This window comes from Moraxella bovoculi 237 (assembly GCF_000696305.2).
Lineage (GTDB): Bacteria > Pseudomonadota > Gammaproteobacteria > Pseudomonadales > Moraxellaceae > Moraxella > Moraxella bovoculi.
Map to the genome: position 1 here is coordinate 32,001 of NZ_AOMT01000023.1, position 21,371 is coordinate 53,371.

The window sequence follows — 21,371 nt, forward strand, 5'->3', positions numbered from 1 at the left end:
AAAAACTACCATTAAAATCCGCAAAAGACACTTGCAGATGATAAGGGTTATTATTCATTACAATATAACCGAAAATCATTCTAAAAATTATAGAATTTCATGCTGATTTTAGCTTAAAGGAGTTGCACCATGCGCAAAAAGACCGTGCAGATGACGGTCTTTTTTCAGTGTGTTAACTTTTTTCAGTGTGTTAATTAGACTTGATGGCCTTTTAACTGAGCTTCTTTGGCCACTTGGTAGCATTGCTCGATATGATCGAAGGCGATTTTTTTGAAAATCATGTAACCGATGGTGGCAGCGACCATCTGACCGCCCAGTGGTATATATTTGGCCACTTGTTTACCGATGATGCGACCGCCGAAGCCTTGAATGGTCTTATTAACCACGCCACGAGTCGCCACCAGTCCGCCGATGGCTAGGATGCGATCTTGGATGGTCTGTCTGCGCGCTGCCTCACTGGCGGTGCTGTGCGGGTCGGTTGGCTCTTCTAGGCCGAATTTTTTGGTAATCTCTGGTAGTAGCTTTGATAGCATGCCCACATCAATCGCCACGTCTAAGAAAGGCAGAGGAATAATCGCCACGCCGGCTGAGATTTTGGCGCGAGATTTGGCAAGTTCTTGGCATTCAGCGCGAACCTTTTCTAGGTTGATGGTTGGGTCGAAGTCTTTGGCGGTAGGCTGACTGATAGGTTTGGTTAGGCTCATAATAGTATCCTTGTTGTTGGGTTTTACTAGATTTAAAAATGTCTTTTAAATCTAGTATGACTTTAATTATAACAAGTTATCTGCCAAGGTATGTAACGAAGTTGTAAACAATTTAGACATTTTGTACAAAAATCAATCAGTATCTAGCCGTGTTTTAGCTGTCTTGGGCGAAATCCTGTACCAAGCAGTACCGCGCCATAGACTGCCGCGCCAAGTGCGCAGATGCCAAGTAATACCAGCACACGCAGCCACTGCGCACCGTCGGATGGATAGTAGGGCAGGATGAGATATAGAGCGATCGCCATGACAAGGCTAGATATGCCAAACTGTGCACCCATCTTGCGCCAATGACTGCCAAAGCGCCAGATGCCGCGCTTATGCAAAAAGTAATACAAAAGTCCAGCGTTAACGAAGCTCGCTGCTGTTGTGGCAAGTGCAAGACCGCCGTGTAAGGGCAATTTGAATAGATAAAACAGCCCGATGAATATCACGCTAAAGATCATGTTGGCAAAGACAGCTACGATACCGATCTTGACCGGAGTCTTGGTATCTTGACCAGCAAAGAAAGCAGGCGCAAAGATCTTGATTAGCATGAATCCTAAGATACCCCCTGCCATGCTTTTTAGGGCGATGCCACTCATCAAGGCGTCGTGCTGGCTAAATTCACCGCGTACGAACAGCGCATTCATCAGCACATCAGACAACATGAACATCGCTACGGATGCGGGCAGTCCGACCAGGATGATAAGACGCGCCGCCCAGTCGAGGGTTTTTTTGAAGGTGGCGTCATCCGCCTTGGCACGGCTTGATGAGAGACTTGGCAGAATCACGGTTCCAATCGCCACACCGATCAATCCAAGAGGTAGCTCACTCAATCGCTCAGCGGCATACAGCCAAGAGACCGAACCGCCAATCATCAGCGAGGCGAACACGGTGTTCAGCAGTAGGTTAATCTGAGTGACGGACACACCAAAGATGGCAGGTAACATGAGATTTAAGATGCGTTTTACGCCTTCGTGCTTAAAATCAACTTTGGGCGCAGGCAGTAGTTTTTGACGATAAAGCTCGGGCAGTTGAATGACAAGCTGCAAGATGCCACTGATGGCAACCGCATAGCCTAATGCCATGATGGGCTTATCGAACATCGGTGCGAATAATAATGCCCCTATAATCATGCTTACATTCAACAGCACAGGCGCAAAAGCAGGTGCGGCGAATCGTCCGTAGCTTTGTAAGATGCTACCAAAAAACGCCGTCATTGAGATGAACAGCAGATAAGGAAAGGTTAAGCGAAGTAAGTCAGTCGCCGCATCAAACTTGGTGGGATCATTCATAAAACCAGGGGCAAAAATCTGCACCACAAAAGGCGCAAGCGCAATCACCGCTACCGTCAGAACCAATAAGATTAAGCTTAATACGCCAGAGACCCGGCTGATGAGAATCTGTACTTCATTTAGAGTGCGTTTTTCTTTGTATTCAGATAAGACGGGAACAAAGGCCTGAGAGAATGCACCTTCGGCGAACAGACGACGTAAGAAATTAGGAATCTTGAACGCTACCAAGAACGCATCCATTAATCCGCCTGCGCCAAACACCCCCATCAATACCATGTCGCGCACCAATCCTAAGATGCGCGACAGCATGGTCATGGAGCTGACGATAAAAGTAGAGCGGAACAGACGAGATTTTGCCATGATGATTCACAGAATAAAAAATGCGTATTATAAAGAATTTAAGTGTGCTTAGTGTGGAAAATCTGTGAAGATATTGGCTATTCATCAATCATCTTTCTAAGCCGTGACCATTCAAAAAACTCACCTGGGTCGGTCTTACGAACGGGTGCAATATCACTGTGTCCCATGAGGTGTCTGCAAGTAGCAGGGTAAGCTACATGAATCGCTGCGATGATCTTGGCAAGCACTTCGTATTGAATATCGGTAAAAGGTGAAAAATCATCGCCTTCTAATTCGATGCCGATGGTAAAGTCGTTACAGTTGTCTCGTCCAAGGTAGCTTGATTGCCCTGCATGCCATGCCCGATCATTGAAATTCACGAATTGCGTCACCGCACCATCGCGCTCGATGAACAGATGTGCTGAGACTTGTAGAGTGTGAATACTCTTAAAATAGTCGTGATCATCGGGGTTTAGCTGATTTTGAAAAAAAGCTTTGACAAAATGCATGCCATTCTTGTCAGTTTTGCCAAATTCACTAGGTGGTAGGCTGATGTTATGAATGACGATGCCGCTAACTTCAGGCTGGTCGTTCTTAATGGGGCGTGCGTTAAAATTGGGCGAGCTGATAAATTCTGCACCGCTTAATATGCCGTTTTTTATGGTGAAATTATTCATGATGATGATATACTAAAACAAATTGGTTTATTCTAACAAAATTATCATGAATGCAAAACGATTTACTCATCATTTATTAACCATCGCTGTGGCAACGCTTGGCGCGACCGCCGTGCATGCCAAAGCTGATCCTATCGCTGAGACGATGGAAGTCAATAAACACGCCTTGCCCTATGGATTGAGTGATGAGCAAGTAGTGCAGTTATCAGAGCATGTGCTGTGGCGCAGACTGCTCATGTTCTCCGATGCACCAAAAAACCCCAAAAAAGACAGCAGTCTCATCACGGACGATGAGTTTTTCTTATCCAAGTCAGGAAAATCAAGCCCAAAAGATGAACTCGTCGCGATGCTGTCTGCCATGGCACGCGGTGATGATGAGGCGATGTGCCACTTCCCTGCGCGCACGCGCTGGCTGGGCGATGAGCTTGATGCGCTTGGTGCTAATGTGTCGGTGTCAGATGTTAAATGTGCTGATTTTCACGCGTGGGTGGATGACATTAATGCGATGGCGTTATCTTTAGTGTTCGCCGAAGAGCATGGCAATAATATCGCTTCGGCATTTGCTCATGCTTTCATGCGCATCGATGGTCGCGCTGATGATGAGGCGGGCGTGCACGCCACAGCAATGAATTACACGGTGGCAAGTGACAGTTCAGATGGTGTATTAGCAGCAGCGATCAAGCCAATCATCGGTAAATATCAAGGCGTGATGGAGATCCTTCCGTATCAAGTCAAAGCCTATGATTATCTGGTTAAAGACGAACGCGACCTGTGGGAATACCGCCTGAATTTAAGCGATCTTGAAGTTGATCAAATCATGCGCCACATCTGGGAGGTGAGAGATTTAAAGCGTCCGTATTATCTGATGCATGATAACTGTGCTACCGAAATCGCGCGCCTTATTGATGTGGTACGCGCTGATGAGGCGCTGTTTGGTAAGCTTGGCGTGGTGACGACGCCTGCTAAGGTGGCGCAGCTACTCAGCGAGGAGGGTTTGGTTGGGCGTGTGCGTTACCAAGCATCAAATTCCACCAAGCGACAAGCCATCATCAATAATGGCGATGATTTTGATCTGGGCAATATACAGCCTAACAACAACAATCCCACCAAGGCAAGCCCAAGTCATCGCATTGGTGCAGCAGTCTCTTATGATGAATTTCGAGATGATGAAATGGCTTATCACATTAGCTTGCGCACCGCCTACCAAGATGCGCTGGACAATCCGGCTGGCGTGCGTAAATTCCATCAGCTGACATTACCGTCTATCGATGTGAGTTATCAAGACGATAAAATCAAACTGCATGAGCTTACCATCTTTGAGATGACAAGTCTTAATCCTGCCAATACCGCTAAAGCTTATCCCGATGGTAACACCGACAAGAAAGCCCTGGCAAGTCAAATATATCTAGGACTGCACCGTATCACAGATGCTTCTAGTGCGAATAGCAGCACTCATCTGGTGCTAGATGCGCACACCCAAAAAGGCAAGGCATGGACGATCGGTCGCGGGGCAGTTGGCACGGGCGACATGGCGGATACGGTGTGCTATCTTCTGGGCGGTGGTGGCGCGCAGCTTGGTCATATCAATCAAGGCTATCGCGTTGGCGTACGTGCAACAGCAGGTTGTATCCATCACGCGGCGGATAATCTTAGGGTGATGGGCGAGCTGAGTGTGCCATATTGGTATCATAAAGACAGCGCAGCAAGATCGGGATATGTGCAGCCCGAGATTAGCCTAGGCGCGCAATATGACTTTGATCGTCATCATGCATTAAGACTAAAAGCAGCCGCCCAAAAAAATCACAGCCAAACCGATCATTCGGCTTACCTTGAGTTTTTCCGCTATTTTTAGGATGAAGGTATGGCGAATCAATTCCTAATCATCGGTCAGGGCGCCATTGGTTATGCGCTAGCGAACCAGCTTGCCAGACAGGGTGAGTCAGTCATCACCATGTCGCGTACTGCCAAGTCTTATCCGTGTGATAATGTCAGGCATCTACAGATGGATGCGCGTAGGATTGATCGGGTGATTGATGACCTTAATCAGGTGACGCACGTTGCCATTATCATCGCACCTGATCGAGAGATATCCGACAGGCTAAAGGCGTATCGTGAGAGTTATCTTCAGATTTGTCAGGCGCTTGCTAATATCGCCGATAGACTGCCCAGCATTCAACAGGTGCTATTCGTGTCATCCACGTCTGTCTATGGTGAGAACGCAGGAGAGTGGATCGATGAGTACTCACCAGCCAAGCCGGCTTCGTCCACCGCGCAGGTGTTATATGATGCTGAGCGAGTAATAAAGAACGCCTATGTTGATAAATCAGTCATCGTACGCCCCAGTGGCATCTATGGCAAATCAAGGCGGCGCATGATTGAGCTTGCCAAAAAGGCTCACGTTAATGGTGCGCCAAGCGAGCATTACACAAATCGAATCATGGATATCGATCTGATGGCGATACTGGCGCGCATCATGACATGTGACGCACCGAAGAGCATGTATCTTGTGACAGACCTTTTGCCTGTGAGTAGCTTGTGTGTGATGACGTTTATTTGCCAAGCGCTTGATATTGCTCCGCCAGCCGTCATCGACGCTCCAACAACGGGCAAACGCATCTTATCCAATGTGCCTAGAGATTGGCTGACGTTTCCTGATTACAAAGCAGGCTATGCTTGGATACTAGAAGATTAGTATATTAAAAACAAAAAGAGATGAAGTGATTCATCTCTTTTTTATTGGGTTAATTAGCGGCAGGTTTTTGGGTTTGGTTGTCATCGGTGATGCTGATGACTTACCGCTTTAATTTGACAGCTTTGGAGCGGTCTTCATCAGATACCCATCTTACAGGTGTGTCACGCAGCTGATGACGGCTGAAATCCACCCAAATCGGCAACGCAGCCACGCCACCGTATTCTTTGGCACCCAGCGGTGCAGGGTTATCAAAGCCCACCCAAACAATGGTCGCACTGGTAGGATGCACGCCTGCAAACCAAGCATCTTTGGCTTGGTTGGTCGTACCCGTCTTACCGCCTACATCCGAACGATCAAGTGCCAATGCCTTACGAGCTGTACCGCTTGTGATGACTTCACGTAGCATGCCTGCCATCGCATGAGAGGTCTTTTGGCTGATGACACGCGGTGCCTGTGCGGCGCTGACATAGCTGGCAGGCGCAGCAGGTTTTAGGCGGTCATGCTCTGCGGTCGCATTTAGAGTGCTGTCAGCTGGAGTGTCTTGCTCAGCGTTTGATTTTGATCCATCAGTTTTGGTGTCTGTTTGTTCAGCGTATGATTTGGCAAGATTTTCGTTTAATTTGCTCAGATCTTCATTAAAACAAGGCGCGCACGCCTGTACAGGATTGGCTTGGAAAATTGCCTGATTATTAAAGTCATAAATACGTTCAATAAAATAAGGCTGAACGCGGTGGCCGCCGTTAATCAAGGCAGCAAAGCCTATCGCCATCTGTAGTGGTGTGGCATCAGCAGCGCCCAGAGCGAGTGCAAGTGTTGCAGGTAGGCGTTCTTTCTCTAGTCCAAACATATCTAGAGTTTGGCGCGCATTGTCAATGCCTGTTGAGCGTAGTAGGCGAATTGAAGGTGTGTTACGTGACAGTGCCAGAGCACGGCGGACAGTCATGTCGCCTGTGTATCTGCCGTCAGCGTTCTTCGGCTGCCATTCTCCCACACGAATCGCGGCATCAGAGACGAGGCTGTTCGGGGTGTATTTGCCCGACTCCAGTGCAGCCGCATAGATGAGTGGCTTGATGATGGAGCCTGGCTGACGATAGCCTTGAGTGGCGCGGTTGAATTTACTTTGGTTAAAGTTAAAACCACCCACAAGCGCGCGAATCGCACCATTGTCAGGATGAACCGACACCAACGCACCTTGAACAGAGGGTACTTGCACCATGCGCCAAGCGGTTTTTTGTTCGTTGAGTGGTGAGACGCGAACGATGTTGCCAACTTTTACTATCTGATGAGCGTTACTAAACCCGCCACCCACGCGGTCTTCGCTGTAATAGCGACGCGCCCAGCTCATGCCTGACCAAGGAATGGTGATGGTGTCGCCTGATTGTAATTTTGCTTCAAAGCTACTGGTATTAACCTTGGTAACTTCGGCAGGATACATGTTATCGTAGTTCTTGAGGTTGCTTAGGTCGCCAGATTCGGCTTCCACGCCGCGCCAGCCGTGGCGCGCGGTATAGCTTTTTAGACCTGATATTAGGGCATTCTCAGCAGCGATCTGCTCTCTACTATGGACGGTTAATTGTACGCGCCAACCGCTGTCAATGACTTGCTCGCCGTATTTATCAACCAAGGTGCTTCGTACCATCTCTGCCAGATATGGCATGTTCATGTCGAGTTTTTCTTGATAGATATTAAGCCCGATCGGTGCATTGATCGCTTCGTCATGCTCAGCTTGACTGATGTGACCTTCTTTTAGTAGGCGACCGATGATCCAGTTACGTCGGGTTAGGGCGCGCTCAGGATTTACGACAGGGTTGTAGGCAGAAGGGGCTTTTGGTAGACCTGCGATCATCGCCATCTCAGCCACGGTGAGCTTATCTAGCGTCTTACTAAAATAACGACGTGCCGCCGCCGCGATACCATACGCACCTTCGCCCAGATAAATCTTGTTCACGTACAGTGTTAAGATTTCATCCTTGGTCATTTCGTTTTCGATTTTGCGGGCGACGAACAGCTCGGTAAGCTTACGATCAAGTGTTCGCTCAGAGCTCAAAAAGTAGTTCTTGGCGACCTGCATGGTAATGGTTGAACCACCAGTTTGGGTGTCGTCATTGGTTACGACCTCGGTCATGGCGCGACCGATGCCTTTAACGCTGATGCCACTATGCTCAAAAAAACTAGAATCTTCTGCTGATAAGAATGCGCCGATCATTTTTTTGGGAATCTGATCATAAGTTACGGGAATGGCAAGGCGGTTGCCGTACTGACCGATGAGCTTATTGTCTGCGGTATAAATCTGCAGCGGCATCTCAAATTTGTTATTATCGATGTTCTTGACGTCAGGTAGGGTCGGCTCAAGATACATCGCCATGCCATAAAATCCAATCGGAAAGGCGAGCACCAAAATCAATAATAAGGCAATAATGGCAACCAAACAGCGCAGGATCACAGATAGTATCGAGGCGCTTACGGTCTTGTTTTGGGTGGTTTGGGTCATAGCATTCTTTATATGGTTTGGGTGCGACAGCTTGTCCTAACTGATAGGCACGCTTTTTATGTAACTTACCATTTTACCACGTTATCACAAAAATGCCAGTATTGTGTTCGTATGTTACCAAAATTATACTAAGTAAAGTTTAATATAAATAACTGATTTTTATATAATTATTTAAAATATCTTGGGCGAACCATGAATCTAAAATGCCACTAGGAAGGTAAATAAATCAGCTGGCTGTATCGGGATTCTTCATAATAATTAAAATCTTATCTTTAATCAATTTCACCGTGAGCAGAATCGCAAGAACAATCAGTGGCGTTTGTCTGCGATGAATGCAATACAAAGGACTGAGCCTTTACAATTGATTTTGATAATAGTTATTATTTGATATATAATCTTAACCAATTGTCACATCCGTGACTTAATCTAACCATGTACCATGACAGGGCGTTATAGAACCAGCACTCGACATAAGGACGAATCCATGGAAAACTCTATGAAGTTAGCTGGTTTGGCGGCAGCGATGACTGAATCATTAGTGATGACAGGCTGTAATAATGTAAAAGCAGCAGACATCACAGCCATCAAGCCTGTTACCGCCGTTCACAGCGGCATTGACAGCACACATTCAAAGTATGCCAACGAGCGCGAGATGCAGATTGACGATGTCATCTATCCGATCCGCGAGACATCAGCGCGCCCGCTTGTGAATGCGAAGGGTGATGCACCTGAATTGGTGGCGGATTTTTTTGATGGTAAGGCAGATAAGGCAGTTGCTGGTTATAAGATCATGGTTATGAATCGCACTACATCCATCGCCGCCGAAGCGCGCACCCTACAAGATGGCAGAATCATCGATAACAACATGGTGCATCGCGGCAGCAAGGCTTTGATTGGCATTCCTGTTGTAAATGGCAAAGCGGCGTTAGATGCTGCTGTATTGTTGGGTCTGGATATTATTTATGATGATTTTAATGCGCCATTGACAGAAGGTAAGACTTTCAAAGATCGTGGTCAGAAGCTTACCAAGCCAGACGTGACAGTCAATGATAAAAAAGTCACCATTCGCTCTCTGACGCTACCAAACTTCGCATCAGGAGAGAATGCTGGTGGTGGTATTGACTTTGTGGCGACAGCGACCATCGACGGCAAAAAAGTCACAACAGGTGCGAACAGCGCGTTCCAGATTTTCTACACCGCAACACCTGATAAAGCGCGCGGATTTTAATTAAGCATAAACAAACCCCTGTATCATGCAGGGGTTTGTTTATGATATGAAAGAGTAGGGCGTTAAAAACTATCCTCAGGCACAAACACTTGCCCCACCATTAGTCGTCTTGCACTGCGACTCATGGATGCTTTACGGGCGACCCATTTGCCACCCGCACATTCAGACTGTCCACCCACCGTGAGCGTGCCTGACGGGTGTCCAAAACACACTTCGGTAAGCTCTTGACCGCCTGCCACCTCATTGACAATCGTGCCGACTATCGTGCCTGCCGTGCCAATCGCCACGCTTGCCGTTCCCATCATAGCGTGGTGTAGTTGTCCCATACTCATCGCCCGCACAAGTAGGTCAGTGTCATCGGCTTTGACCGTTTTGCTGCTAGATGCGACATAATCGGTAGGCGGTGCAACCCAAGCGATTTTGGGCGTGTGCTGACGGCTTTGGGCTTGCTCCACATCGTCAATCAAACCCATTTTGACCGCACCGTAAGCACGGATTTTTTCTAATTTGGCTAGGATTTCACTGTTTGAATTGATGTCCGCTTGCTTTTCTGTGCCTGTAAAGCCCAAATCGCTTGCGTGCAAAAATATCGTGGGAATGCCTGCGTTAATCATTGTAACTTCAAATTCGCCCACGTAAGGGACGACTAGCCTGTCCTTTAAATTGCCCGTAGGGAACATCTCGCCCGTGTCGTCCACAGGGTCTATAAATTCAATTTTAATTTCGCTCGCTGGAAAAGCGACGCCGTCCAATTCAAAATCGCCTGTTTCCACCACTTGTCCGTCTTTGATTGGCACATAGGCGATGATGGTTTTGCCGATATTTTGTTGGTAAATTTTGACGGTGCAAATGCCGTTTTCGGGAATTTTATCCTTAGAAATCAAGCCATTAAAAATCGCAAAACTGCCTACCGCCCCTGTCAGATTGCCACAGTTGCCCGACCATTCAATCATCGCCTTGTCAATCGCCACCTGCCCAAACAGATAATTGACATCGTGCGTGCCGTCCGTTGCTGGCGAGATGATGACGACTTTGGAAGTGCTTGATGAACCATTGCCCAGTCCGTCAATCTGCTTACCGTAAGGGTCTGGACTGCCCACAACACGGAGCAAAAATGCGTCTCGTGTAGCTCCCGCCACCTGGCAAGGCTTTGGCAAATCCGCCAAATTAAAAAATATGCCTTTTGATGTGCCACCACGCATATAAGTGGCTGGGATTGGGGTTTGCATTTTAAGTTCCTTTTTGCTTTTGGTGTGGGGCGTAAGGTGTGTATCACGCACCGTTTATGGTAGGGATTTTAAAATTACTATCATTTCATCAATAGATTGCTTTAATTCATCATAGGTGTAGAAATCATTTTGCATTGTCCTATTTTCTGGGTGATGAATATGATTTCTGATAAAAGTTTGCAATGTAACAGAGTAAGGGGATTGGGGTTGTCCATTATTTTCCCTAGTCCAGTTTTTTGACATAGATAGGTTGCCAAAACTTGGATTTACAAGCCATTGTTCAAATTGTTTTTCTTGAAATTTACCAGACTTCTCTTGTAAAGTTCCATATAATTCATTGTGTAATTCTATCGTTGGGATATTGTATGCTCTATAATTAATTTCTCCCCAGCTTGGGCTATAAGGAAATAGATAGTTACTATTACTCATTCTTTCAGCTGAATTTGAATGATTGGTATTTTTGAAAACAAATAACCCTGCATTTTTTAAATGTGGTGAAATTAAAAAATATGGAGAATGGGTGGTAATAAAAACTTGCTTATCTTTTGATATTTCTAATAAAGCTTCTAGTAATTTTTTTTGCCCTATTGGATGCAAACATATTTCTGGTTCATCAATAAATATAAAAAATGGCTTGGTAGCATTCTTTTCTTTATCGTGTGCGATGGTTTCAGCATAGACTTGTAGCAAGGCTAACGCAATCGCTCTTTGCATTCCCTGTCCTTTTTCGGTCATTGCTGTTTCAATACCATCATTTATCATTAATTCGGCATTTTTAAAGTAAGAAGTAATATCTAAGTTGTCAAAATGAAATCTAATATCTGCATTACCAAATTGGTTAGAAAACACAGTTTTAATTTTATTTTCTACTTCTTGAATGGTTTGTCTAAGTGTAGATAAAGGATTGTTAAAAATATTATTAAACTGTTGGGTAAAATTTTGATATTCAGTAGTTGTGGTGTGAGATAGAGCAATTTCTTTAAGCAAAGTGCCACACATAGTGCTAGCCCCAAAACTAGCTTCTGTACTCGGATTGGTATCAGCCCATATAAAATTATTATCAAATAATTTTTTAAAAGGTGCACCAATCCCGCTAGGATTATCATATTTATTTTCTGATTCATTCCAAAATCTGATAATGGTTGGATTTTCCGTATTCCTAACAGACTTTAACTTATCTGTTTCAAAAATAAATTTTTTGAAAGATGACTTTTTATTGTCAGGTGCAAAGTTTTCAATAACTTGTTCAATATCTCCACAAAAAACAACTTCAACGGAACTATGGTTTGGTTGAGTCCCATCTAATAATTTATTTTTGATGGCATTGGTATCTTTTGTTTCATCTCTTAAAAAATGAAGTGCTTCAAATATCGTTGATTTTCCTGTATTATTTTCCCCAAGAAAAATATTTAATCCACTACCTTTGGTTACTCCATCAGGAATATTGAATTCCAAGATGTTATTTGGTGTAGAAAAGCCTTTGAAATAAGAAATAGATAAAGATTTAATAAACATAAAATTCTCCAATTTTTGTTGAGAAACAAGACAATCCTACCACAAAACTGCCTTGTCCTTGCACGATTTACAAATTTTTAGTTACCTAAAAACTTACTCGCAAACTCCCTAAGCACACCCCCCGCCTTATAAGTTCTAACATCACTGTCACTATCAAGGCGGCATAACACAGGCACGGTTTGGGTTTCGCCATTTTTGCGTTCAATGACAAGCTCCAATTCGCAGCGAGCCGAGATTTCCCCTTGTACTGCATAAATTTCCGTACCGTCCAATTTAAGCGTATGGCGATTTTGACCGTTTATAAATTGCAGTGGCAACACGCCCATTCCCACAAGGTTGGTGCGATGAATGCGTTCAAAGCTTTCTGCGACAATCACTTCCACGCCAGCCAGTCGCACGCCTTTTGCCGCCCAGTCCCTACTTGACCCTTGCCCATAATCCGCCCCTGCGATGATGATAAGTGGCTGACCACGCTCCATATAAGTCTCAATCGCCTCCCACATTCGCACAACCGTGCCGTCTGGTTCAATCCTAGCGAGCGAGCCTTGACGGATTGTGCCGTCAGCGTTTTTGACCATTTCATTAAAGAGTTTCGGATTTGCCAAAGTCGCCCGTTGTGCGGTCAAATGGTCGCCTCGGTGGGTGGCATAGCTATTAAAATCTTCTTCTGGCACGCCCATTTTGGCAAGATATTCACCCGCCGCCGAATCTTTGACAATGGCGTTGGACGGCGACAAATGGTCGGTCGTGATATTATCAGGCAATATCGCCAAAGGTCGCAAGCCTGTCAGCGTCCGCTCCCCTGCTAATGCTCCTTCCCAATAGGGCGGACGGCGGATATAAGTGGATTTTTCACGCCAATCATAAAGCGGACTGTTTGCTTTTTGCGATTTATCCAAATCAAACATTGGGATATAAATTTCACGAAACTGCTCGGGTTTGACGCATTTTGCCACGATGTCATCAATTTCATCATCACTTGGATAAATGTCTTTTAGATAAATCGGCTCGCCATTATAGAAGCCCAATGGGTCATTTTCAATGTCAAGACGTATCGTCCCTGCTATGGCATACGCCACCACTAACGGCGGACTTGCCAAAAAGGCTTGCTTGGCATAAGGGTGAATGCGTCCGTCAAAGTTGCGATTGCCAGACAGGACGGCTGTGACATATAGGTCTCGTTCAATGATTTCTTGCTGAATCTCAGGTCGCAATGCTCCGCTCATGCCATTACAAGTGGTGCAGGCAAAGCCAACAATGCCAAAGCCCAATTTTTCAAGTTCGGGTAATAATCCTGCCTCGATTAAATAAAGGCGAGCAACCTTAGACCCCGGGGCAAAGGACGACTTCACCCACGGTTTACGAGTTAGCCCCAGTGCGTTGGCTTTTTTGGCAAGCAGTCCTGCCGCCACGGTGTTTCTTGGGTTTGACGTGTTGGTACAGCTTGTAATCGCTGCGATAATCACCGCCCCGTCAGGCATTAGTCCATCGTTAAGATTTTCTACCACCCCTGCAATGCCTTTTATCTTTAAATCCGCCGTTGCCACCCTTGCGTGTGGGTTAGATGGACCTGCGATGTTACGAGTTACGCTTGATAAATCAAATTCTAACACTTGTGGATATTGGGCATTCGTCATTTTATCCGCCCATAGCCCAACGGTTTTGGCATAATTTTCCACCAATTTTACCTGCTCGCTCTCTCGCCCTGTCAAGGTCAGATAGTCCAGCGTGTTTTGGTCAATATAAAACAGCCCTGCGGTTGCCCCATATTCTGGGGTCATGTTGGCAATGGTCGCTCTGTCGCCCACCGACAAACTGCTCGCCCCTTCCCCAAAAAACTCCAAATACGCCCCCACCACCCGCTTGCCTCGCAAAAACTCGGTCAAAGCAAGCACAATGTCAGTCGCACTAATCCCTGCCTGTCTTTTGCCTGTCAAATGCACGCCCACAATGTCAGGCGTACGCATCATTGACGGCTGTCCAAGCATCACGCATTCGGCTTCAAGTCCCCCCACGCCCACCGAAATCACGCCCAACGCATCGGTATGCGGTGTGTGGCTGTCCGTGCCAACGCAGGTGTCGGGGAATGCCACACTGTCTTTAACTTGCACCACAGGCGACATTTTCTCTAAGTTGATTTGGTGCATAATGCCGTTGCCAGCAGGGATAACATCGACATTAAGAAAGGCGGTTTTTGTCCAATTGATAAAGTCAAAGCGGTCATCGTTTCGGCGGTCTTCAATGGCACGGTTTTTGGCAAAAGCGTCAGGGTCATCGCCTCCGTGTTCCACCGCAAGCGAATGGTCTACGATGAGTTGCGTTTGTACCACAGGATTGACTTTGGACGGGTCGCCCCCTTGCATAGCGATGGCATCACGAAGTCCCGCCAAATCCACAAGGGCGGTCTGTCCCAAAATGTCGTGGCACACCACCCGTGCAGGATACCACGCAAAGTCTAATTCTTGTTTGTTATCAATAAGCTGTGCTAAATACTCGGAGAGTTTTGGGTCATCATTGCAATTTCGCACCAGCTGTTCGGCAAGCACTTTGGCGGTGTAGGGGAGTGTTTTGTAGCTGTCCGCCTTGACATCGTTAATCGCCTGTTCTACATCAAAATAATGTAGCTCGGTGTTTGGTAGGGGTTTACGGTAGTTTTTCATTGCTAAGTTTCCTTTTCTTTGGCTGTGAAAAATTAAGTAATAAACGCTATTTTGGGTTTTGGGTGGGGGCGAATTGCAATTCGCCCTAAAAAATTAAATGACGGATTTTAAATGTTGGGTTACGCTATTGCTAACTCAACCTACGACGATTTGCCATAATTGCAAACAAAATTAAAGCGTGCATTGATGGCGGGTTCTTTGCCAATGTCTTGCCATACTGCTTTTTTGGTTTGATGTCGGTAAATGACTAAATTATTTTTATCGTAGAAGTTTACTTGCAAAACGGCAATTTTTTTAGTTTTGCAATTTACTTTAATGGTTAAAATTTGAGAATGGTATTGCTGATGTTCGTCAAATTGTTGTGGGCTATTGTATTTCCTTTTTAAATTATAAATTACTTGATTTGGATTGCTCTTTTTAATATTGTCTGTATCAATATAAATTGCTTTTTCATCTGGATATTCTGCTGGTAATTGCATCCAATTTTGAGAAAAGGCAAAATTAGGGAATAAGAATAAAATTACAACAATTGCTTTATGAAAGTTCATAAAAATACCCTATTAAAAAATTTTTAAAAAACAAGGGCACATTTTACCTATAAAATATGCCCTTGTCTTATTTTAATTACCGCTCATTCATCGGCACAAATTTTAAATTTTCAGGGCCAGTATAATTGGCACTTGGGCGGATAATTTTACCGTCCGCTCTCTGTTCCAAAATATGAGCCGCCCAACCTGCACATCGAGCCATTACAAAAAGCGGGGTAAACATTGCCGTTGGCACACCCATTTTTTGATAAGACACGGCAGAGAACCAATCCAAATTCGGGAACATTTTTTTCTCGTCCCACATTACCGTCTCTAATCGCTCGGCAATATCAAAGAGTCGCATATCGCCTGTTTCTTCACTTAAATCTTTGGCGACTTGTTTAATCACCACATTACGGGGGTCAGAGATGGTATAAACAGGGTGTCCAAAGCCGATGATAATCTCTTTTTTGGCGATACGCTCACGAATATCCGCTTCGGCATCATCAGCATTGCGATAGCGTTTTTGGATGTCATAAGCTACTTCGTTAGCACCGCCGTGCTTAGGACCTTTTAATGCTCCGATAGAGCCTGTGATGCACGAATAGATGTCCGAGCCCGTACCAGCAATGACACGGCTGGTAAAGGTGGATGCATTAAACTCATGCTCGGCATACAGGATTAGGCTGATGTGCATCGCTTTGATGTGGCTGTCGGAGGGACGCTTGCCGTGCAGTAGGTGCAAGAAATGCCCACCGATGGAGCCTTCTTCGCTCTCTACTAAGATGCGTTTACCGTTGTGGCTGTATTGATACCAATAGAGCAGGATAGAGCCCAAGCTTGCGATGAGCTTATCAGCGATGTCACGCGCTTCTGATGCAGGCTGGCTTTCTCGTTCTGGATGCACACAGCCAAGCATTGATACGCCTGTACGCATCACATCCATTGGGTGCGTGTGGGCGGGCAGACTTTCTAGGACTTCAATCACACGAATTGGCAAACCACGCATTGATTTTAATTTTTGCTTATAGGCAATTAACTCATAGCGGTTTGGCAAATGTCCGTGAATTAAAAGATGAGCGATTTCTTCATATTCGCAGTTATTCGCCAAATCCAAAATATCATAACCACGATAATGCAAATCATTGCCCGATTTACCAACCGTACAAAGGGCGGTATTGCCTGCAATTTGTCCGCTTAGGGCGACTGATTTTTTGGGCTTAAAGTTGGGGGTTTGTGGTAGGGTTTGAGCGTCTGTCATGATAAACTCCTTTTGTTTGACAGTGGTTTTTTGATTGTGCTGGCATTGGCAAATTAGGCTGATGCTGGCGTGTGATTCTTTGGACTGAGCCGATGATTATTTGCCTTTTTTAAACAATTCATCTAGCTTTTGTTCAAAAGCGTGATAATTGAGAAAATCGTACAATTCCATACGCGTTTGCATCGTATCCAATACAGCTGTTTGTACGCCATCATCTTTTAGCGTTTGATACACATTGAGTGCAGCTTTATTCATTGCACGGAATGCCGAGAGCGGATAAAGCACCATATCGACACCGACATTAAATAACTGCTCGGTGGTGTATAAGTCAGTTTGTCCAAACTCTGTCATATTTGCCAAAACAGGAATGTCTAATACATCGGTAAATTTACGATACTGCTCAATATCGGTAAGCGCTTCGGCAAAAATCATATCAGCACCTGCTTCGGCAAAGGCGACCGCCCGCTCGACAGCAGCGTCTAAGCCCTCTACCGCTAAGGCATCAGTGCGAGCCATCACCACAAAATCAGGGTCAGTCTTGGCATCTAGGGCGGCTTTGATTCTATCCACCATTTCAGCAGTGCTAACAATTTCCTTATTTGGTCTATGCCCACAACGCTTTTGAGCGACTTGATCTTCAATATGCACGGCAGCAACCCCTGCTTTTTGCATTTGTTTAATGGTTTGAGCGATGTTGAATGCACCTCCCCAACCTGTGTCAATATCCACCAAAAGTGGCGTGTCCACAGCATTGGTAATGCGTGTAGCGTCAGTCAAAACATCATTTAGACTGGTCATACCTAAATCAGGCAAACCAAAAGACGCATTGGCAACACCGCCACCAGATAAATAAATGGCTTTGTGTCCTACCTCTGTTGCCATCATGGCAGTATAGGCATTGATTGTGCCGACGATTTGAAGGGGGCGACCGTTTGCTTTTTCGCTATTGATGGCATCACGAAAACGGCGACCTGCTGAAATACTCATTGCTATTATCCTTAAGTTGGCTGTGAGTGAATGAAGGTAAACTGATTGATTAATTTTTAGTATAACGGCAATTTTAACTAAACGCCATAGTCAAATCTTTGTATAAAATCGTCAAACCATTGCCAAAAAGATAAGTATTCAAAAAGTGAATACTTATCGTCAATTTTTGGATAATTTCGCCAAAATATATGCAAAATATCAATGATGGGCGATATTTTTGAAATATTTAGTTACAAATTGGCGGAGTATGGCTGATGTTCAATGTTTTTGGCTTGATACACCGCATAAGTGGCATCAAGCAAGGCGTGAATGTTGGGGTTGAGCTGTTCTGTATTGTTAAGCGTATTTAGATAAATCGGAAAAGTCGCATCAGGCGATTCTAGCGGCACATAGGCGATCTGCTCACGACGCACGCCTTTTAGGCTCATCGGCACAAGCGTAATGCCCTCGCCTGCTGATACTAAGCCTAAGGCAATCTGAATGTCGCTGGCTTTTTGGGTGTGTGTCGGATAAAGATGGCGTTCGTGAAATAGACGAAGTAGGGGATCTAGCGTCTTTCCTTCGCCAAGAATCAAGGGTGTGCGATGATACAAAATCAGCATTTCATCAGCCAATACCGAAAAAGACAACGACTTTTTGGTCGCAAGTTTATGCTGGCAAGGCAAAGCGACCATCAGCTTTTCGTGCCTTAAAAAAGTCTGGCGAATGAATGCATCAGACGACATAAGTCGCCCAAAGCCCACATCAATCTGTCCTGCTTTAAGAGCGGTGGGCTGTTCATTTGAGCCAACTTCCAAAAGTTTGATGGTAAGATTTGGCAATTTGCTTTTTAATTCGCCAATCACATCAGGCAAAAGCCCATACAAGATAGATGCCACAAACCCAATCGTGAGCGTATCTGTGGGCGATTTGCCAAAGTTTTGGGTAAGGGTGATGAGTTCGTTTAATTCATTGACGCTTTTTTGGGCGTGCTGATAAAAGAAAGTCCCTGCTGGCGTGAGCGTCATTGGACGGTGCGTGCGATGAATGAGCGTCTGCCCCAATGCCTGCTCAAGCTGGGCAATGTGCCGAGAAAGGGTCGGCTGCGACATATTTAGGGCTTTGGCAGATTGGCTAAAATTGCCCGTCTGGGCAATGTGCATAAAGGCGCTTAGCTGATGCAAATCCATTTAAAAACTCCATGATGAGTGTGTAGAGTAGCATAAAAGCGGTGGAGTGGAAAGGTCTTTTGACAAGTGGTTTAAGTTTGCAATTTAGGTTGCTATATTGTTGCAAATAAGTTAAAAAAAATTCTAAAATTTTTGCAAAAGTACTTGAAAAGCTAAAAAATTATGCTATTATGCGATTCACTGGCTGATTTGTATGAGTAAATCTCTTGCGTATCGGCTGGATGTTATGGAATTTTAATAACTAGGTCTGCTTTCTTAATAAGATTTTGAGTGGTAGATTTTTAGGACATTAAAGTCTTAAAAGGATTTTATTAGGGAAGTGTATTTTAAATTGCTTATGCAATTTACAAGGAGGTCGCCATGTCACATGGTACAGATAAAGACGTCTCTGGCTACTGGAAAGCCAACGTTCGTATTATTATTGGTTGTTTGATTGTGTGGGCAGTCTGCTCGCTGGGTTTCGCCGTTCTTCTTCGCCCTGCATTAATGGGCATCACTTTCATGGGTACAGACCTTGGACTATTTTTTGGTCAGCAAGGCGCTATTCTTACCTTTGTCGCACTCATTTTCTTCTATGCTTGGCGCATGAATCGCCTTGATAAAGAATACGGCGTAGAGGAGGAGTAAGCCATGAGTCAATTTGCAATTAACCTAATTTTCGTTGGCGCATCGTTCCTGCTGTACTTCGGTATCGCGATTTGGGCGCGTGCAGGCTCGACCAAAGAATTCTACGTTGCAGGCGGCGGTGTTCACCCTGTCGTCAACGGCATGGCTACAGGCGCTGACTGGATGAGCGCGGCGTCATTCATCTCGATGGCGGGTATGATCGCCATGGGTGGCTATGCTGCTTCTGCTTATCTAATGGGCTGGACAGGTGGTTTCGTACTACTGGCGTTATTGCTAGCTCCTTATCTGCGTAAGTTCGGTAAGTTCACCGTGCCTGACTTCATCGGCGATCGCTTCTACTCTAAGAGTGCACGTCTGATCGCTGTTGTGTGCTTGATTTTGGCATGTACCACTTATGTTATCGGACAGATGACAGGGGCAGGCGTGGCTTTCTCTCGCTTTTTGGAAGTTGATAAGAATACAGGTCTGATCATCGCAGCAGTCGTAGTACTGTTCTATGCGGTACTAGGCGGCATGAAGGGCATTACCTATACTCAGGTAGCTCAGTATGTGGTATTGATGATTGCGTATATCATTCCTGCAATCTTCATCTCAATGAACATCACTGGCAACCCAATCCCGCAGTTAGGCCTGTTCGGTACTGATCTAGAAAGTGGCGCAACCATGCTATCTAAGCTTGATAGCTTGATTACTGATTTGGGGTTTGCAGCTTATACTGCTGATGTTCCTGATAAGCTAAACATGTTCTTATTAACCTTGTCGCTAATGATTGGTACTGCAGGTCTGCCTCACGTTATCATCCGCTTCTTCACGGTTAATAAGGTATCTGATGCGCGTTCATCAGCAGGTTGGACACTGGTATTCATCGCATTGCTATACACTGCAGCACCTGCAGTAGGTACGATGTCTCGCATGAACCTGGTTGATACTGTGTATCCAAATGGCACAACTTCTGCACCGATTGATTATGAAGCACGTCCAGAATGGATGAAGAACTGGGAACAAACTGGCCTTCTAAAATTCGAAGACAAAAACGGTGATGGTAAGATCAACTACTACAATGACAAGTCAAAAGACGAAGCGTTCAACGCTGCCGCCGCTCAGCAAGGTTTACAAGGCAACGAACTGGATGTAAACAATGACATCATGGTCTTAGCTAACCCTGAGATTGCCAACCTGCCACCTTGGGTTATTGGTCTGATCGCTGCAGGCGGTATCGCGGCAGCACTATCTACCGCTGCAGGCTTGCTACTGGCCATCTCATCAGCCATCTCGCATGACTTGATCAAGAAAATCTTGAAACCTGAGATTTCTGATAAAGGTGAATTGACAGCGGCTCGTGTTTCGATGATTGTTGCGATCGCCATTGCAACTTGGCTTGGCATGAACCCTCCTGGTTTCGCTGCACAGACAGTCGCCTTGGCATTCGGTATCGCAGGTTCGTCTCTGTTCCCTGCCTTGATGATGGGTATCTTCTCAAAACGCATCAACAACAAAGGCGCGGTAGCTGGTATGCTTGCAGGCTTGATCGTAACTTGTGTGTACATCTTCTTGTTCAAAGGCTGGTTCTTCATCCCAGGTACGAATATGCTTGTTGATGACTCATCAGGCTGGATCATGGGTATTAGCCCACTAGGCTTCGGTCCGATCGGTGCTCTGATCAACTTCGTGGTAGCATTTGCAGTATCCTACATGACTGCGCCACCACCACAAGAGATCCAAGATCTGGTTGAAAGCGTACGCTATCCAAAGGGCGCAGGCGCAGCAATCGATCACTAATCGTCAATCTAACAAAAATGCAGACCTAGTGTCTGCATTTTTTATTTTTAAGTAATTGATAATAAAAGAAATTTATATGAATAAAATGCGAAATTTAACTATAAAATGCGATGCCTTTATGATATAGTTAGCCTGATTTTGTTTAATGATTA

General features: G+C 45.3%; 16 protein-coding genes. 5 read left to right on the top strand and 11 right to left on the bottom strand.

Annotation, left to right across the window (positions count from 1 at the left end; all coding sequences use genetic code 11):
• Window positions 1–194: 194 nt before the first annotated feature.
• The 3 genes from MBO_RS05790 to ampD all read right to left on the bottom strand — a co-directional run bounded on the left by MBO_RS05790 (window position 195) and on the right by ampD (window position 3,057).
• Window positions 195–704, bottom strand: coding sequence for a hypothetical protein (locus tag MBO_RS05790; protein ID WP_036365424.1), 510 nt, complete (start codon window positions 702–704; stop codon window positions 195–197).
• A gap of 143 nt (window positions 705–847) precedes the next feature.
• Window positions 848–2,398 carry a murein biosynthesis integral membrane protein MurJ gene (gene murJ, locus MBO_RS05795; protein WP_036365427.1) on the bottom strand — a complete coding sequence of 517 codons (1,551 nt, stop codon included), beginning with the start codon at window positions 2,396–2,398 and terminating at the stop codon, window positions 848–850.
• A gap of 77 nt (window positions 2,399–2,475) precedes the next feature.
• Window positions 2,476–3,057: a 1,6-anhydro-N-acetylmuramyl-L-alanine amidase AmpD gene (gene ampD / locus MBO_RS05800; RefSeq protein ID WP_036365430.1), complete on the bottom strand. Its 582-nt coding sequence runs from the start codon at window positions 3,055–3,057 to the stop codon at window positions 2,476–2,478.
• A 43-nt stretch (window positions 3,058–3,100) separates the two neighbouring features.
• Here ampD and MBO_RS05805 point away from each other — a divergent pair, with 43 nt between their 5' ends.
• Together MBO_RS05805 and MBO_RS05810 are read left to right on the top strand one after the other, a co-directional pair.
• The gene (locus tag MBO_RS05805; protein ID WP_046701281.1) at window positions 3,101–4,906 is read left to right on the top strand and encodes an Lnb N-terminal periplasmic domain-containing protein; all 1,806 of its coding nucleotides are present in this window, start codon (window positions 3,101–3,103) and stop codon (window positions 4,904–4,906) included.
• Between the two features lie 9 nt (window positions 4,907–4,915).
• Window positions 4,916–5,746: an NAD-dependent epimerase/dehydratase family protein gene (locus tag MBO_RS05810; RefSeq protein ID WP_036365432.1), complete on the top strand. Its 831-nt coding sequence runs from the start codon at window positions 4,916–4,918 to the stop codon at window positions 5,744–5,746.
• A 100-nt stretch (window positions 5,747–5,846) separates the two neighbouring features.
• Here MBO_RS05810 and MBO_RS05815 read toward each other — a convergent pair whose 3' ends face one another.
• On the bottom strand, window positions 5,847–8,237 hold the full coding sequence (locus MBO_RS05815; RefSeq protein ID WP_036365435.1) for a penicillin-binding protein 1A: 2,391 nt from the start codon (window positions 8,235–8,237) through the stop codon (window positions 5,847–5,849).
• 496 nt (window positions 8,238–8,733) lie between these two features.
• On the opposite strand from MBO_RS05815, the gene MBO_RS05820 reads away from it, so the two are divergent.
• A complete protein-coding gene (locus MBO_RS05820; protein WP_052585333.1) occupies window positions 8,734–9,465 on the top strand; it encodes a hypothetical protein in 732 nt (243 codons plus the stop codon).
• 62 nt (window positions 9,466–9,527) lie between these two features.
• Here the strand turns inward: MBO_RS05820 and prpF are convergent, their stop codons facing one another.
• The 7 genes from prpF to MBO_RS05855 all read right to left on the bottom strand — a co-directional run bounded on the left by prpF (window position 9,528) and on the right by MBO_RS05855 (window position 18,813).
• Entirely contained in the window at window positions 9,528–10,694 is a 1,167-nt protein-coding gene (gene prpF, locus MBO_RS05825) for a 2-methylaconitate cis-trans isomerase PrpF (protein ID WP_036365438.1), read from the bottom strand.
• 54 nt (window positions 10,695–10,748) lie between these two features.
• Complete coding sequence (locus MBO_RS05830; protein WP_036365441.1) at window positions 10,749–12,209, bottom strand: ATP-dependent nuclease; 1,461 nt, start codon at window positions 12,207–12,209, stop codon at window positions 10,749–10,751.
• A 77-nt stretch (window positions 12,210–12,286) separates the two neighbouring features.
• Window positions 12,287–14,869 carry a Fe/S-dependent 2-methylisocitrate dehydratase AcnD gene (gene acnD, locus MBO_RS05835; RefSeq protein ID WP_036365444.1) on the bottom strand — a complete coding sequence of 861 codons (2,583 nt, stop codon included), beginning with the start codon at window positions 14,867–14,869 and terminating at the stop codon, window positions 12,287–12,289.
• A 140-nt stretch (window positions 14,870–15,009) separates the two neighbouring features.
• Window positions 15,010–15,417 (bottom strand): surface-adhesin E family protein, encoded by a 408-nt coding sequence (locus MBO_RS05840; RefSeq protein ID WP_036365448.1) that lies wholly within the window; start codon window positions 15,415–15,417, stop codon window positions 15,010–15,012.
• A 76-nt stretch (window positions 15,418–15,493) separates the two neighbouring features.
• Window positions 15,494–16,657 carry a bifunctional 2-methylcitrate synthase/citrate synthase gene (gene prpC / locus MBO_RS05845; protein WP_036365451.1) on the bottom strand — a complete coding sequence of 388 codons (1,164 nt, stop codon included), beginning with the start codon at window positions 16,655–16,657 and terminating at the stop codon, window positions 15,494–15,496.
• Window positions 16,658–16,753: 96 nt separating this feature from the next.
• Window positions 16,754–17,644 (bottom strand): methylisocitrate lyase, encoded by an 891-nt coding sequence (gene prpB / locus MBO_RS05850; RefSeq protein ID WP_036365454.1) that lies wholly within the window; start codon window positions 17,642–17,644, stop codon window positions 16,754–16,756.
• A gap of 230 nt (window positions 17,645–17,874) precedes the next feature.
• Entirely contained in the window at window positions 17,875–18,813 is a 939-nt protein-coding gene (locus MBO_RS05855; RefSeq protein WP_036365456.1) for a LysR family transcriptional regulator, read from the bottom strand.
• Window positions 18,814–19,173: 360 nt separating this feature from the next.
• On the opposite strand from MBO_RS05855, the gene MBO_RS05860 reads away from it, so the two are divergent.
• Both MBO_RS05860 and MBO_RS05865 read left to right on the top strand, forming a co-directional pair.
• Window positions 19,174–19,440, top strand: a complete 267-nt coding sequence (locus tag MBO_RS05860) for a DUF4212 domain-containing protein (RefSeq protein WP_036365458.1) — start codon at window positions 19,174–19,176, stop codon at window positions 19,438–19,440.
• A 3-nt stretch (window positions 19,441–19,443) separates the two neighbouring features.
• Complete coding sequence (locus MBO_RS05865) at window positions 19,444–21,219, top strand: sodium:solute symporter family protein (protein WP_036365461.1); 1,776 nt, start codon at window positions 19,444–19,446, stop codon at window positions 21,217–21,219.
• The last annotated feature ends 152 nt before the right edge of the window (window positions 21,220–21,371 follow it).